The following is a 15,650-nucleotide window of genomic DNA, read 5'->3' as shown; positions in this document are numbered from 1 at the left end:
TTAAGTCGTGATGGGCAATCAGTATTTATCATAGGTTGCACTATTAATAATACAACCTGATGAATAGTTTGATAGTGCCTGACTGCCATCGCCTGATTGATATAACTTGTGTTAGTCGCTTTTATCTTGCTAGCTTTGGTACTAGTGATTCTTGTTCAGATAAATTATTTAGCCAATTCATCAACACTAATACCAAGTCCACCAGCAATTAATGCTTGCTGCTGCTGAAGATGTATTTTTGCAGAACCTGTCGCAGGTGCTGCACTTGCAGGACGCGCAACCGGCTCCATTACTTTTGCTCTGGTTGGATGCGGGACAACAATGCGGTACATGTGCGGTGCTAGATAATACCAAGCGCCTTGGTTCAATGGCTCTTCTTGCGTCCAGACAATTTCAGCTAGATTACTGTATTTTTCAATTTCAGCGATCAAACGTTTTTCTGGTAAAGGATAGAGCTGTTCGATACGAACGATTGCCACATGATCAAGACCTAACGCGCGACGCTGTTCTAGTAAGTCATAATAAACCTTACCACCACATAGCACTAAGCGTGTGACTTTGTCGGCATTTTGCTGATCAATTTCTGGTAATACCGTCTCAAACTTACCGTTAGCCAATTCTTCTAACTGTGAAGTCGCAAGCTTATGACGCAGTAGGCTCTTCGGTGACATAACAATCATTGGCTTACGGCTTGGGCGTACCGCTTGACGACGTAGCGCATGATATATTTGTGCTGGGGTCGTTGGGGTAATGACCTGCATATTCTCTTCTGCACACAGCTGTAAGAAACGCTCAAGACGCGCTGAAGAATGCTCAGGACCTTGACCTTCAAAACCGTGTGGCAACAACATGGTCAAGCCGCAAACGCGCTGCCATTTGGTCTCGCCACTGGCAATAAACTGGTCAATAACCACTTGCGCGCCGTTGACGAAGTCACCAAACTGCGCTTCCCAGATAACTAAAGCATTTGGAACGGTAGTGGCGTAACCATATTCAAAAGCCAGTACCGCTTCTTCTGACAATAACGAGTTATAAGTGGCAAAGCGCGCTTGCGTTTCACTCATATGAGCAAGTGGCACATACATGCTGCCATCGTCCATATTGAACAATTCACTATGGCGATGTGAGAACGTACCACGACCCACATCTTCACCAGTGATACGAACCAACACTTCATCATGATCGACCAAAGTAGCGTACGCTAAAGTTTCCGCGGCACCCCAGTTTAATGGCTCTTCACCAGTTTGCATGGCTAAACGCTGTTCAACAACTTTTTGAACCTGACGCTGTAGCTTGTAGCCTTCTGGCATTTCTGCCATACGACGACCATACGCTTTTAATTTTTCGATATCAACACTGGTATCCCATTCGTCAACCAAGTCGTGACCTAAATAAGGCGTCCAATCAACAAACATCTCCGTATTCGGTTCAAGAACCAGAGAGTTCGCTACATATTCGCCACGGTCTAATGATTCACGATATTCATCTTCGTATCTTGCTTCATCTGCCGCAGTGATAACACCTTCTGCAATCAGTTTTTGCGCATACAGTGTACGCGTCGTTGGTAATTTTTTAATGACCGCATACATAAGCGGTTGGGTAGCTGATGGCTCATCGGCTTCGTTATGACCGTTACGGCGATAACAGAACAAATCGATAATGATATCTTTGCCAAATTCATGACGGTAATCAAGCGCAAGCTGCGCGGCAAAGATGACAGACTCAGGATCATCACCGTTTACGTGTAGGATAGGCGCATGTACCATTTTCGCCACATCAGTACAGTATTCAGTCGAACGCGCATCTTCTTGACGACTGGTAGTAAAGCCGACTTGGTTATTGATAACAATACGTACTGTTCCGCCCGTGGTATAAGCACGAGTTTGTGACATCTGGAACGTTTCTTGTACCACACCTTGACCAGCAAATGCCGCATCACCATGAATAACAATCGGTAGTACTAAGTTACCAGTAGTATCATCACGACGCACTTGACGCGCACGTACTGAACCTTGGATGACTGGTGACACAATCTCAAGATGCGAAGGGTTAAAGCCTAACGCTAGATGTGCTTCGCCACCTGGGGTCATGACGTTAGAAGAATAACCGTTGTGGTATTTAACGTCGCCTGAGCCTTTTTCTGGCTGTACCTTACCGTCAAACTCATCAAATAAGTCAGCGGGGTTTTTACCCAACACGTTAACCAAAAGATTTAAACGTCCACGGTGCGCCATACCAATGACGACTTCTTTAGTACCATAACCACCAGCACGCTGAATGATTTCGTTAATCGCAGGAATAAAGCTTTCGCCACCTTCCAGACCAAAACGCTTCACACCCGTATATTTACGCGCTAAATATTTTTCAAGACCTTCAGCCGCAGTCAAACGCTCAAGAATAGACAAACGCTTTTCTTTATCGAATATGATATGACCGTGGTTGGTTTCTAGATATTTTTCCATCCAACGCTTTTCAGTGCTGGTAGTCACGTGCATGTATTCAATACCGATATGACGGCAATACACACGCTCCATAATCTCGATGATTTCGCGTAATGGTGCTTCAGACTTACCAATACTTAAATCGCCCGTAGAATATACGGTATCAAGATCAGCATCCGATAGACCATGATAGGCTAACGTTAAATCTTCAACCGCAGCACGTGGATGCAGCTCTAATGGATCCAACTTCGCGCGGCGATGACCACGACGACGATAAGCAGAAATAAGCTGTTGTACGCCCATTTGCTTAGGGTCGGCAGCGTTCGATGAGCCGACAGTACCAGTGGCTACCGGCTTTCCTTTATTAGCGGTTTGATTACGCGCAAGCAGTAAAAACTGGTCTTGAATCGCGTTATGCTTAGCGTCATTAGGAGATTGGTATTGTTTAAAATAATCTTGCCAATCCGCATCGACACTATCAGGGTCGCTTAGGAACTGCTCATAGAGGGATTCAATGTAATGGGCATTGTCAGCAGCGAGTTCGGTTTGTCCGGTGTCGGCTGATTTTTTAGTTATACTATTCATAATAATCGTCTATTTGATAGATAAATGAATGGAATCGTGCTTATTGTTGTGTGATCCGTCGTATGCTGGGCGCTTAGACAAATTGGCGGTTACCATGGAGTACTGTTTGCTAGGAAAGCGATTGCTAGTAGGGGCTATTGTTGACTGTAACACTTATCTACCGTACCTAAATCTTATAAGATTTGCATTTATAAAATTTTAGAGTATGACCCACTTTATGACTATCAAATCGATAAACGCAAAGTGACTCTATTAAGTAATGATTAATAAAGTGACTCTATTAAGTAATGATTAATTAAGTACCGGTTACAGTCTTCATTATTTGCGAACGTTCGGTCTTGTTTACTGCCTCGTTCCACAAAATTAATCTATATATACTGACATCAGCCATAACCCAAACCACTAATACTTTTCAATAAAAGCCTTAGTAATCAGTTATTTCGTTCAGCTAGCCGATAAATCAGCTATTTCCTGCTGCAAAAGTCTTTCCTTGACCAATAAACGCTGTTTTTGTGCCAAACATACATTGCTATCTAGGGTAGCATGGATAAATAACCTGACATAGTTTGTTTGTTCAATACTAGGTATTTATATAATAAATAGTCACTATCGCTAACATTCTTACTATGTTTGTACCTTCTGCCACTGCTGTACAAGTCTTACCTCAGACTAAAATCAGTCTTGATTAAGAGCAGATAAATTTTACCGCTGCTATGATAGCACTTTTATTGTAATATTTTTATCACAAGTTTACAGATATTCATATTTTTTTGGTAGTTTATTATTACAGCTTTCTAAGTTAGTGAGTAAGACTATTATATTAGCGTTATTTGTGACTTCTAAGCACTTTATATAATTGCATGATGATAATGGTAGTTTAAAGTAAAAATGTGAATGCTTACAGGCGATCAACGCGATACTATTCTATATTTACATTCCGTTATCTAGCCGTTATATAAAGGTAATTTATCTAATGCTTTCGTTATTTGCTGCTTTCGTTACCCACTACTTTAGTTATCCACTGCCTTGCTGATAATAAAAAAACACCGCTCGATTATCGAACGGTGTTTTTTTATTTATACAATATAACGTTAAATACTAGGGTTTAGAAATACCAGCATTTAGCCGGCTTGATCAATCAACAAGTTACGTAGATTGCCAATGGCTTTGGTTGGGTTCAAACCTTTTGGACAAACCATGACACAGTTCATAATGCCACGACAGCGGAATAAGCTGAACGGGTCGTCTAAACGTGCCAGACGCGCGCGCGTATCCGTATCACGACTATCCATAACAAAACGGTTGGCATTTAATAAAGCGGCAGGCCCTAAGAATTTATCAGGGTTCCACCAAAATGAGGGGCAACTGGTTGAACAGCAAGCGCATAAAATACACTCGTACAAACCATCCATTTTTTCCCGTTGCTCAGGTGACTGCAAACGCTCGGTTGGTGGCGCTGGCTGGTCATTGATTAGGAACGGATGTATCTTTTCGTATTGCTCGTAAAACTGGTTCATATCGACGACCAAGTCGCGAACCACTGGCAAACCCGGTAATGGACGAACGGTTACTTTTTCAGGCAAAGTATTCATGTTGATAAGACATGCTAGACCATTCTTACCATTGATATTCATACCATCCGAGCCACAAATGCCTTCACGGCACGAGCGACGGAAAGTAATGGTTTCATCTTGCGTTTTTAGGCGTAATAACACGTCAAGTAACATACGATCTGAGTCAAGTAGCTCAATCGTATAGGTTTGCATACGCGGCGCGGCGTCCTGATCAGGATCGTAGCGATAGATTTCGATGGTGCGAGTACCACGGCTCATAAGCTAAACTCCACACGTAGGTGATGGCGGGCAGACAAAAAATTTCTTATGTCAGTACTAGAGCAATTTTTTTTATCGCGATAGCACTGACTTAATATTGTTGCTAGCGGTCACCTTTTTAATAAATTAATAAGGGATAACACGTTTAAGATATTCGTGCCTATAACATACACGATTACTTATTTTGCTAATCATTACACGAATTAGTAGACGCGAACTTTTGGTTCAACATAATCTACGGTCAGTGGAATTTTACGCACTGGTTTATAGATGATTTTGTTACCTTCAGCATACCATAAGGTATGTTTCATCCAGTCGTGATCGTTACGACCGTTTGGTGCGTAGTCATCATCTTCAGGACGGTCATAGTCCGCCACACTATGCGCGCCGCGACTTTCATGACGATGTGCTGCCGATACCATGGTCGCTTTCGCTACTTCATATAAATTTGCCACTTCAAAAGCTTCAATACGCGCGGTGTTAAAGACTTGTGATTTGTCCGCAAGATGAATTTGGTCAATCTTATCTTCTAAGGCAAGAATTTGTTTGACACCTTCATCCATCATGGCTTGGGTACGGAAGACGCTAGCATGTGTTTGCATGATTGAGCGAATTTCATCCGCCACTTCTTGCGCATTGTAGCCTGAGGTTGACTGCTGCAATTTATCCAGACGCTTAACCGTGTTATCAAGTACATGAGGATCTAATGGTTTATAGTCATGGTCAGCATGATGGAATTCATCAACAATATGTTTACCAGCGGCACGACCGAAGACCACTAAATCAAGTAGTGAGTTCGTACCTAGACGGTTAGCACCGTGGACACTGACGCAAGCACATTCACCAATGGCGTAAAGACCTTTAACCACATTGCCTTTAGTATATAAGCCTTCCTCATCCGTACCGGCTTCTAAATCCGGTGTAATCACTTGACCATGAATGGTGGTAGGAATACCGCCCATCATATAGTGAATAGTCGGAATAACCGGAATCGGCTCTTTGGTAATATCAACGTTTGCAAAGTTTTTGCCAATCTCAAATACCGATGGCAAGCGCTTCATAATGGTTTCAACACCCAAATGGGTCATGTCCATTACGATATGGTCAGCGTTAGGTCCACAACCACGACCTTCTTTGATTTCTTGATCCATAGAACGAGAAACCAAGTCACGTGGTGCCAAGTCTTTTACGGTTGGCGCATAACGCTCCATAAAGGCTTCGCCATCTTTATTACGTAAGATTGCGCCTTCACCGCGGCAACCTTCCGTCAATAGTACACCTGCACCATGAACGCCCGTTGGATGGAACTGCCAGAACTCCATATCTTGTAAGGGAATCCCGGCACGCACTGCCATGCCGATACCGTCACCGGTATTGATATAAGCGTTGGTAGAGGCGGCAAAGATACGACCTGCACCGCCTGTTGCCAGTACGGTAACTGGAGATTGGAATACCGCAACCGTACCAGTTTCTTGCTCAATCGCAATCACGCCATTGATATTACCAGCGTCATCTTTAATTAAATCAAGAGCAATCCACTCGATAAAGAACTCAGTTCCTTGCTCAAGGTTTTTTTGATATAACGTATGCAATAATGCGTGACCTGTACGGTCAGCCGCAGCGCAAGCACGTTGGACGGCTTTTTCACCGTAGTTTGACGTATGACCCCCAAACGGACGCTGATAAATCGTACCATCTTCATTACGGTCAAATGGCATGCCCATGTGCTCAAGCTCATACACCACTTTTGGTGCTTCACGACACATGAACTCAATAGCGTCTTGGTCACCCAACCAATCTGAGCCCTTAACGGTATCATAAAAGTGAAAATGCCAGTTATCGTTACTCATATTACCCAAGCTAGCACCAATGCCACCTTGAGCAGCAACAGTATGTGAACGCGTTGGGAACACTTTCGTAATTACCGCCACCTTCATGCCCGCTTGCGCTAAATGCAAAGATGCTCGCATACCTGAACCACCACCGCCTACGATGACCGCATCGTAATTGAGGGTTTTGATGTTGCTAATCGTATTATCTTGTCTTGTCGCCATTACTGTTTTCCTAATGCCTGTTAATGCCTGTGAAGTAAATACAAAAGCTGCTTAATTAAAGGATAAAACCAAGAAATAGTATTCCTCAAACAGCCTTCAACCACTTACTAAAATTTGCATAATCATCGTTATATAGTGTGTTGCTGATTAGAATATGAACCCGCTCAACACTGTTTGATGACGTTAATCTGGCTAGTGACCTATTGCTGTTCAGGACTTAAGTGGCAAACAAAGCTGACCACGAAATCAGTCCATACACAAGGTCGGTCAATAAAGGTTTAAAAATTAATTTAAAAGTTAAACAGCAACGACACCGAAGCCATTACCCCAAAAAATCATGATGCCCCAAAATAGAAAAACTAAAATGGCGATAATCATCAATGTCTGTAATACTAAACGTAGGCTTGATGCGCCTGCGCCCAACTTGCCTGTGGTAATGTAATCAGTAAATACCGTCCACATTCCAATCCAAGCATGACCGGCAAGGGATAAAATAGCCACCAAGCTGAATAGGCGCATCGGTAAGCTGTTCATAAATGCTGACCATTGATAAAAATCTACATTACTGTGTGTCAAAAAGAACCCGAGTAGTACCACGCTGTAAACCGCTAGCACGACGGCACTGATACGCTGGACAATCCAATCACGCGAGCCTGAGCTGGTCAGACCGGTGGCGCTTTTGATACTTGAATCATTTTTAATCATTAGAACATCACCCATACAAATGACGCGGCAATTAGAATGGCGGCAATCACGAAGCTGACGATAGACGCCGTACTTGCAGACTTAAATTCTTCGTTCGTGCCCATATCAGCAAATAAATGCTTCATACCCATCACAAAGTGATAAGCAATGGCCGCGACAAATATCCACGCCAAAAAGCGTACGAGTACGTTATCGAACACCGTCTCAAAGCTCTCAGGCGACGCCAAAGAATTCTGTAATAGCCATAACATGACAGGAATCAGTAAAAATAAGATAATGCCAGATATACGATGCAGAATTGAAGCAATCGCAATCGGTGATCTATTAACGCTAATCACTTGGCTCAGAGGCAGATTTATGGGTCGGTTGCTTTTCAAAGCGGGCATCCTTTTGCGGTTATACTCGAGTAGTGGCTTATGGTTTGGTAATCGGCTACCACACACACCTAACCCCACACGAGACGAATAAAATAAGGAAGAGCTGGCTGACTTTATTACGGTCGTATATTGTTACTCTCGTACACATTCATAATACGTAATAAAGCATTATTAATCGTGCACTTATATTCAGTGAATGCTACTGCTGAACGGTTTTATAAAATAGTTAACAATCACTATAGGTTCTAAATTCACATCGTCATTCATTGCAATAGCGATTCTATAAGTGACAGGTCAATGCTAATAATTGCCTTAGCACAAAAAATATGGCACTGCTTAATCATCTTTTATTAAGAAAAACTACACAACTACCACTATAAAAATAGAACAATTAACTGCAACATTCAAGCAATAAACCTTGGTTAAGTGTATAAAATATCTGATCAATCGTAACAAAAAATGCGAGCATACAATGTTACAAATGCGAGCGTTTAGTGTTACAAGATAGATTAGCTATTTTATTAATAAGTACAAACAGGATTAATTTGCATAAAATGAGCGATATTCAATCATGTTAATTATAAAATGGCTGACCATTAATTACAAACTTATCCCATAAATAGCAAACATATCTCTAATATGAACAAAAATTGAGAATTTACTCACATGAATAACATTTTAATTTTTATGATTATCAGACAAAACATCATGACATGAATGTGCTGTTAGGTATGCCCTGTCTATTTTTGCCCAATTTTTTTCTAAAACTTATCATCCATATCTTATTAAAAAGATTCAGTCTTTATCAGGATAACCAACATTCTCTTGGTTCGTAAAAACGTTAAAAATCATGCAAAATTACGAACCAGACATATTTTGATACAAAAATTACAGTCAGTAACTGCCACGAAAGCACGTAAATTGGGCGATCTGCTGCGAAAACTCTTTTCAAATGTTGCAGCTTTACTGTTAAGATAACCAGATTATTAAATTAGTTGAATAAATGTTTGTGTATTTAACTAGTGATAACGCGACGAAATATGTCGATAGCATCTTTACTCTAAAAAACCAATGGAGAGGAAATTATGGCTGAGAATAATGCCACCCTAACAGTAGATGGTAAGGATTACCAACTTCCTATTACTGAAGGTACTTTAGGTCCGTCAGTTATCGATGTCGCTGCTTTTCAAAAAGCGGGCTACTGGACTTATGATCCAGGCTTTATGGTAACGGCTCCTGTTGAGTCAAAAATTACGTTTATCGATGGCGGCAAAGGTGAGCTATTGTATCGTGGCTATCCTATCGATCAGTTGGCGAACAATGCTGAATATTTAGAAGTCGCTTATGCGTTGATTCATGGTGAGCTGCCAAACGCTGAGCAAAAAACAGAGTTTTATAAAAAAATTCATAGCCATACTGCGGTACACGATCAATTACGTAAGTTCTTCGAAGGTTTTCGCCGCGATGCTCATCCAATGGCAATTATGGTTGGTGTCGTTGGTGCTTTATCAGCGTTCTACCATGAAGGCTTCGACGTTAACGACGTGCGCCATCGCGAAATCACTGCGATTCGCCTAATTGCTAAAATGCCAACGCTTGCCGCGATGAGTTATAAATACTCACAGGGTGAACCGTTCATGTACCCACGTAATGACTTTACTTACGCGGAAAATTTTGTTTATATGATGTTTGCAACGCCTGCTGATGTTAATTTCCAAGTGAACCCAATCATCGCTAAAGCATTAGACAAAATCTTCACGTTGCATGCCGATCATGAACAAAACGCTTCAACGTCTACCGTACGTTTGGCTGGTTCTACGGGTGCAAACCCTTACGCTTGTATCGCTGCGGGTATTGCTGCGCTATGGGGTCCATCACATGGCGGCGCGAACGAAGCTGTTCTTGAGATGTTAGATGAAATCGGTACGGTTGAAAACGTTCCTGCATTTATGGAAAAAGTGAAGAGCCGTGAAGTGAAGCTTATGGGCTTTGGTCACCGTGTTTATAAAAACTTTGACCCACGCGCACAAGTATTAAAAGAAACTTGTGATGAAGTATTACACGCGTTAGGTATCAACGATCCTAAGCTTGAGCTGGCAATGGCACTTGAGAAAATCGCCCTTGAAGACCCGTTCTTCATCGAGCGTAACTTGTATCCAAACGTTGACTTCTACTCTGGCATCATTCTAAAAGCCATTGGTATCCCAACGTCAATGTTTACCGTTATCTTCTCATTAGCACGTACCTCTGGTTGGATCAGCCATTGGTTAGAGATGCACAGTGAACCGTTCAAAATCGGTCGTCCACGTCAGTTATATACTGGTGAGACGCAACGCGATTTCGTTGAAATCGAAGACCGTAAATAAGTATAGACGTCAGTTCATAATATTAATTTAATAAAAAATCCTGCCATGTGCAGGATTTTTTATGGGAAATGATATCGACTATTGTTATAAATTAATTTTTCTTAAGGATAGTTTGTTATATCTCAGGCTTACTTAAACTCTTTTAGCGTTTGCTCATATTTAGCAATTTGTTCATCATAGCCTTTAATGGTCTCATCAAATTTGCTCATTAATCCTTCAAACTCTTGTTGCTGGCTGCGTTTCATTTGTTGCATATCGAGCGCCTGTTGCACTTCTATTTGCTGCCATACTTGATGCTGTATGATTAAGCGACCAAGCGCAGGGCTTTTGATGGTCAAGCGTTCGGCAATTTCAGAATGTTCAAATAGCTGTGGTATTAAAGTAGCGATATTTAACAACGTATCTGCGTCTTGTGCACTCAATGCTTCTGATGCGGGCTGATAAAGGGCTTGCAAAGCGTGTTGGTAACTTTTAATGATTTGAGCTTCGGTCAGAATTTTTGGTTCACGGGGCTCAAGACTCAGGCGTTTTAACACTTCTAAATCACGTTCACCCACTTCAGTGCTAGTATTTATTTCTGAGTCAGTTTTTGGGCTGGCAATAGTTGCTTGGGCTTTAGCGTTACTATCCGTTTCAGGTGATGAGCCATCTGCATGAGGCGCTAATGAGACGTTGCCAATATCTGCGGCATCTGCGGCTTCGAGCGATGCATATTCTGCTTGCAAGCGCCGTTGTAACCCTTGCATCTGCGTGACATATAATGGTTGGAACTGCGCGATACGAGCAGCGGCTGAGTCGCTCTGTACAATGGGTTTGTTCGCATCAGTTTGCTGTTGCTCTGTGGTTTTGGGAGTACTATTTTCTGTCGTTGATTCAGTTTGTGGCTGGCAAGCACTGAGCAATAAGGTTCCTGCCAACATAGTCGCAAGAAGCGTAGATTTTTGCCGTCTATGATTGGTCACTTTGCGATTAACCATTGCCCTATCATGAAAGGCGGTATCAGGCGTTGGTGTCAAAAACGTAAACATCACGGCACAGTTCCTATTTTAAAAGCTAAAAATTAAAGGTGAAAATATGTATATGTATTGGCTGCGTTCATAAATTGCGTTCATCAATTGTATTGATAAATCATGAGACAAACATCATGGCGGCTATTAGTCGTTGTTGAAGAGGACACTATAAATACGGTGTTCGTACACTACGCATTAGCACTGGTTTTAGTCTGTAAAAATGGAATACATGCCACCAGTAATTCACAATCTTGACCGCGCTGCTGACGTACAAAATAATCCTGCACCATGCGCGCTTGCTGCTCAATACCATAATTAAAAAAGGGCTTGCCCGCTATTAATTCATAGCTATAACGCCGATTCAATAAGGCACCGCGCACGACATTAAGTCCCTGCTGCAGTTGCCAAACGTGCGTCAACTCATGAATGAGCCAACTTTGCTTGCGTAGTGACTCTGCGGTAAAGTCAACAATCCAATCCGCACGATTAAAATAAATATTACCGTTAGGACTGACGGCATAGGTCTTCAGCACCCACCATGCCGTTTTTAGCTGTACGTTATCAAGCTGAATAGTGTCACCAAATACCGAGCGCGCAAGGGCAATTTCCGCCGTATTTAATTTGCGTGTCTGCTTTGGATGGAATTGAAAAAATAAGCAACGTCGCTTTGATGGTTCAGACGGGCTAGTAGATGAATTAACGTTTTGCCTTGGCATGGTGAGTAGTTGACTCCATATCTATGATTCGATGTATGATTCGATGTCGCATTATAGTTATAAGATGATTCGTTATTATCGATACGACATTAATAGGGCTGATAACGCTAAATTAAAAGCGCTTAGGACATAAGCTGTACACTTACGTGACTTTCCTTAACGTGGTTTTGCGTTAGTCTATTTATTGTTTTACCTGTTTTGTCTGTTTGAGTAGTTATTTTGCCTGTTTTGGCTTTATCGTCTTTGGTTTTATGGTCATTTTTCAAACCTCTTTTTTAGTAGCGAGTGCCTTATGTCATCATCTTTCCATGCCGATACGCCCCTTGCGCAGCGCATGCGCCCTACTTCCCTTGATGCCATTATTGGACAGCTGCATTTATTAGCAACGGGTGCGCCGCTACGACGTTTAGTTGAGCAAGGGCATTTGCCATCGATTATTTTGCATGGTGAAGCGGGTATTGGTAAAACCACGATTGCGATGTTACTTGCCGCGGCGGTGGGACGACCTTTTCATGCGTTATCGGCGCTCAATACCGGCGTCAAGCAATTGCGCGAGGTATTAGACAGTAAAGATTCATTGAACTTTGAGTCTCCGGTAGTATTTATTGATGAGATTCACCGTTTTAATAAGGCACAGCAGGATGCCTTGTTAGGTGCGGTGGAATCAGGTGACATTACCTTGATTGGCGCGACCACGGAAAACCCTTCCTTTAGTGTCAATAATGCGCTGCTGTCACGCTGCCAAGTGTACCGTTTAGAGCCGCTGAGCGCGGAGCAAATTGCAACGGTGCTACAGCGTGCCATTACTGAAGATTATCAGCTAAAATGCCTTGATATCAACTTACAAGCTGAGCACTTTATCAGTGAATTGGCGCATGGCGATGCCCGTAAAGCGTTAAATTTATTAGAGTTAGCGATTCAAACCGCTGACCCAAAACAATCGCCACTCATTATTGATGACGCATTAATTGGGCGCGTGGCTCAAACGGCATTGGTACGTTATGACAAAGATGGCGAGCAGCATTATGATATGGTTTCAGCGCTGATAAAATCGGTGCGCGGCTCTGACCCTGATGCTGCGTTATATTGGATGGCGCGAATGCTAGTAGGCGGTGAGCCTGCTGATTTTATCGCACGGCGGTTGGTGATATTAGCCAGTGAAGATATCGGCAATGCCAATCCCAATGCCCTATTGCTCGCCGACACGGCATTGCGTAGTGTGCAATCCATTGGTATGCCCGAAGCGCGCATTATTTTAGGACAAGTAGTGGTCTATTTAGCGACCAGTGCCAAAAGCAACAGCACTTATAATGCCATTAATGCCGCGATGACATTAGCAGAAAAGGATGCTTCTCCTGTACCACTACATTTGCGTAATGGCGTCACCAAACTCATGCGTAATGAAGGCTATGGTAAAGGCTACGCTTATCCGCACCATTATCCCAATCACTATTATCCGCAATCCTATTTGCCAGATAATTTAGTCGGTACTCGTTTTTATGAATTTGCAGACAATCAGCGCGAGCAACACAGTAAGCAATTTATGGACTGGCTAAAAAACCAAGCAGCCAGTAATCAATAAGGCTGGTAATAAGTAAGTAGTCACTCTCTTAACATTCTCCTTGTCGTACTTTTATTTTAATGATAAATGACTTTTACTAAGCACTACAGCACACGGTTCAATCAACTGTTACAATAGACCACGAGTATTTTTAATACCCCTATCTGCTATATATTTATAAATAATAAAATACTGAGACTGTTATGAGTTTAAATACCATTCCTGACATTATTGACGACATTCGTGCTGGTAAAATGGTCATCTTAATGGATGATGAAGACCGCGAAAATGAAGGCGATATTATCATGGCGGCGACCCATGTACGCCCTGAAGATATTAACTTTATGATTACCCATGCACGTGGCTTGGTTTGTTTGACACTTTCACAAGCACGTTGCCAACAGCTTGCGCTGCCACTCATGTCTGACCGCAATGAGGCAAAATTTAGCACCAACTTTACGGTATCTATTGAAGCCGCTGAAGGCGTGACTACCGGTATTTCAGCCGCAGACCGCGCGCGTACCATTCAGGCGGCGGTGGCATCAGCCGCGAAGCCTAGCGACATTGTCCAACCGGGTCATATTTTTCCTATCATGGCGCAAAATGGCGGCGTCTTGCATCGTGCAGGACACACCGAAGCCGGTTGTGATTTAGCGCGTCTTGCCGGACTTGAGCCAGCAGCCGTTATCGTTGAGATTATCAACGCGGATGGTACGATGGCACGCCGCGATGACCTCGAAATATTCGCCAAAGAACATGACATTAAAATCGGTACGATTGCTGACTTGATTAACTATCGTATTGCCAATGAGCAAACGATTGAAGAAGTCGAAGTGCGTCCATTTGCCACTGAATATGGTACGTTTACTTTGTACCGTTTCCGTGAATTTGGTGCGGACGAGACGCATTTAGCCTTGGTTAAAGGCGATGTGAGCACGGGTGTCAGCACCGTACGGGTGCATGGTCTGCATCCTTTACGTGATTTGTTTGCCGCTAAAAATGACGCCACCGGACGTAGTGGCTGGAGTGTACAGTCAGCGTTAGAAGAAATCAGTACCAGTGAGCGTGGGGTGTTGGTATGGATTGGCAGTAATCAGCCGATTGACTTGGGTGATGCGTTAGATAAAGCTGCCGCCAATGAGGCGCTCTCGACCATTACCCAACAGCCGTACCGCAGTATTGGGGTTGGCGCACAGATTTTGCGCCATTTAGGCGTGCGTGATATGCGTTTATTATCATCGCCAATGAAATTTTATGCCTTATCAGGCTTTGAGTTAAACGTGGTAGATTTTGTTCATGCACCTGAGCAAAAATAAGCGTTAATGCCATAATAAGCATTGCTACTATAGCGATGCTTATAGTGTAAAAAACAGAGTATAAAAAAGGCACGCTAGCATCCGTTAGCGTGCCTTTTTGCAGACTTATTAAATAGTTATTAATCAGTTTAAAAACATAACCGTCAGATGACTGTTAAAAAATAGTTATAACTTAGGACTATGCCCCACCTTGTTCTCCAACTCGACCAAACGCGCGCGCTCATCAATAGTCCACGGTACTTTATTTTTGCCCTTGCTATCTAAACGCACGATGACCGCATCGGCAATAGCCACAATGGCTTGTTGCGCACAGCTATAATAACTGTACTCAATGGCAATACTGGTCGTGCCCAAACGCTGACAGCGCACGCCTAATAATAAGGTATCAGGATACGTGACTGGACGTAAATACTGACAGCTCGACTGCGCCAGTACGGTCACCATATTACCATCGAACATACCTAACGCTTGTAGATAGGCGATACGCGCGGACTCGGCATAACGATAATACACCACGTTATTTAAATGGCTAAACGCATCCATTTCGCCCCAATGTATGGGCTGATTATAAATAATAGGATAACCCGCCAATTCTTGTGGTACCTCAGCGCCACTCCCCTGTACGTCGATAAAAGTATTGCGGGTGAGTTTCTTATTATTCATCGTTCACTGCCTATTTTTTGTTTT

The 15,650-nt window shown here is 42.7% G+C and carries 11 protein-coding genes; 3 read left to right on the top strand and 8 right to left on the bottom strand.

The features are described from left to right. Positions 1-164: 164 nt before the first annotated feature. The 5 genes from AOC03_RS06980 to sdhC form a co-directional block, all read right to left on the bottom strand. Entirely contained in the window at positions 165-3,026 is a 2,862-nt protein-coding gene (locus tag AOC03_RS06980; RefSeq protein WP_062534525.1) for a 2-oxoglutarate dehydrogenase E1 component, read from the bottom strand. A 1,121-nt stretch (positions 3,027-4,147) separates the two neighbouring features. Next, positions 4,148-4,858 (bottom strand): succinate dehydrogenase iron-sulfur subunit, encoded by a 711-nt coding sequence (locus AOC03_RS06975; RefSeq protein WP_062534523.1) that lies wholly within the window; start codon positions 4,856-4,858, stop codon positions 4,148-4,150. 203 nt (positions 4,859-5,061) lie between these two features. Next, entirely contained in the window at positions 5,062-6,912 is a 1,851-nt protein-coding gene (sdhA, locus tag AOC03_RS06970; protein WP_062534521.1) for a succinate dehydrogenase flavoprotein subunit, read from the bottom strand. Positions 6,913-7,209: 297 nt separating this feature from the next. Further along, entirely contained in the window at positions 7,210-7,596 is a 387-nt protein-coding gene (gene sdhD, locus AOC03_RS06965; protein WP_227514327.1) for a succinate dehydrogenase, hydrophobic membrane anchor protein, read from the bottom strand. 20 nt (positions 7,597-7,616) lie between these two features. After that, the gene (gene sdhC / locus AOC03_RS06960; protein ID WP_084785796.1) at positions 7,617-8,003 is read right to left on the bottom strand and encodes a succinate dehydrogenase, cytochrome b556 subunit; all 387 of its coding nucleotides are present in this window, start codon (positions 8,001-8,003) and stop codon (positions 7,617-7,619) included. Positions 8,004-9,079: 1,076 nt separating this feature from the next. On the opposite strand from sdhC, the gene gltA reads away from it, so the two are divergent. Next, the gene (gene gltA, locus AOC03_RS06955) at positions 9,080-10,360 is read left to right on the top strand and encodes a citrate synthase (protein ID WP_062534517.1); all 1,281 of its coding nucleotides are present in this window, start codon (positions 9,080-9,082) and stop codon (positions 10,358-10,360) included. A gap of 128 nt (positions 10,361-10,488) precedes the next feature. Here gltA and AOC03_RS06950 read toward each other — a convergent pair whose 3' ends face one another. Both AOC03_RS06950 and AOC03_RS06945 read right to left on the bottom strand, forming a co-directional pair. Beyond that, positions 10,489-11,388, bottom strand: coding sequence for a hypothetical protein (locus AOC03_RS06950; RefSeq protein WP_062534515.1), 900 nt, complete (start codon positions 11,386-11,388; stop codon positions 10,489-10,491). Positions 11,389-11,558: 170 nt separating this feature from the next. Next, positions 11,559-12,086 carry a type IV secretion protein Rhs gene (locus AOC03_RS06945; RefSeq protein ID WP_227514204.1) on the bottom strand — a complete coding sequence of 176 codons (528 nt, stop codon included), beginning with the start codon at positions 12,084-12,086 and terminating at the stop codon, positions 11,559-11,561. A gap of 292 nt (positions 12,087-12,378) precedes the next feature. On the opposite strand from AOC03_RS06945, the gene AOC03_RS06940 reads away from it, so the two are divergent. Next, complete coding sequence (locus AOC03_RS06940) at positions 12,379-13,668, top strand: replication-associated recombination protein A (RefSeq protein ID WP_062534513.1); 1,290 nt, start codon at positions 12,379-12,381, stop codon at positions 13,666-13,668. Positions 13,669-13,850: 182 nt separating this feature from the next. Next, positions 13,851-14,963: a bifunctional 3,4-dihydroxy-2-butanone-4-phosphate synthase/GTP cyclohydrolase II gene (ribBA, locus tag AOC03_RS06935; protein ID WP_062534511.1), complete on the top strand. Its 1,113-nt coding sequence runs from the start codon at positions 13,851-13,853 to the stop codon at positions 14,961-14,963. Positions 14,964-15,128: 165 nt separating this feature from the next. On the opposite strand, the gene AOC03_RS06930 is transcribed toward ribBA, so the two are convergent. Then, entirely contained in the window at positions 15,129-15,626 is a 498-nt protein-coding gene (locus tag AOC03_RS06930; protein ID WP_084785795.1) for an acyl-CoA thioesterase, read from the bottom strand. Positions 15,627-15,650: the final 24 nt, after the last annotated feature.

The organism is Psychrobacter urativorans, assembly GCF_001298525.1.
GTDB classification, from domain to species: Bacteria; Pseudomonadota; Gammaproteobacteria; order Pseudomonadales; family Moraxellaceae; genus Psychrobacter; species Psychrobacter urativorans_A.
This window is presented reverse-complemented; position numbering and strand designations above follow the sequence as displayed.

Excerpts from the sequence above, each read along its gene's own strand:
- AOC03_RS06980 (WP_062534525.1), bottom strand. The coding sequence starts at position 3,026 with ATGAATAGTATAACTAAAAAATCAGCCGACACCGGACAAACCGAACTC.
- AOC03_RS06975 (WP_062534523.1), bottom strand. The coding sequence starts at position 4,858 with ATGAGCCGTGGTACTCGCACCATCGAAATCTATCGCTACGATCCTGAT.
- sdhA (WP_062534521.1), bottom strand. The coding sequence starts at position 6,912 with ATGGCGACAAGACAAGATAATACGATTAGCAACATCAAAACCCTCAAT.
- sdhC (WP_084785796.1), bottom strand. The coding sequence starts at position 8,003 with ATGCCCGCTTTGAAAAGCAACCGACCCATAAATCTGCCTCTGAGCCAA.
- gltA (WP_062534517.1), top strand. The coding sequence starts at position 9,080 with ATGGCTGAGAATAATGCCACCCTAACAGTAGATGGTAAGGATTACCAA.
- AOC03_RS06950 (WP_062534515.1), bottom strand. The coding sequence starts at position 11,388 with ATGTTTACGTTTTTGACACCAACGCCTGATACCGCCTTTCATGATAGG.
- AOC03_RS06945 (WP_227514204.1), bottom strand. The coding sequence starts at position 12,086 with ATGCCAAGGCAAAACGTTAATTCATCTACTAGCCCGTCTGAACCATCA.
- AOC03_RS06940 (WP_062534513.1), top strand. The coding sequence starts at position 12,379 with ATGTCATCATCTTTCCATGCCGATACGCCCCTTGCGCAGCGCATGCGC.
- ribBA (WP_062534511.1), top strand. The coding sequence starts at position 13,851 with ATGAGTTTAAATACCATTCCTGACATTATTGACGACATTCGTGCTGGT.
- AOC03_RS06930 (WP_084785795.1), bottom strand. The coding sequence starts at position 15,626 with ATGAATAATAAGAAACTCACCCGCAATACTTTTATCGACGTACAGGGG.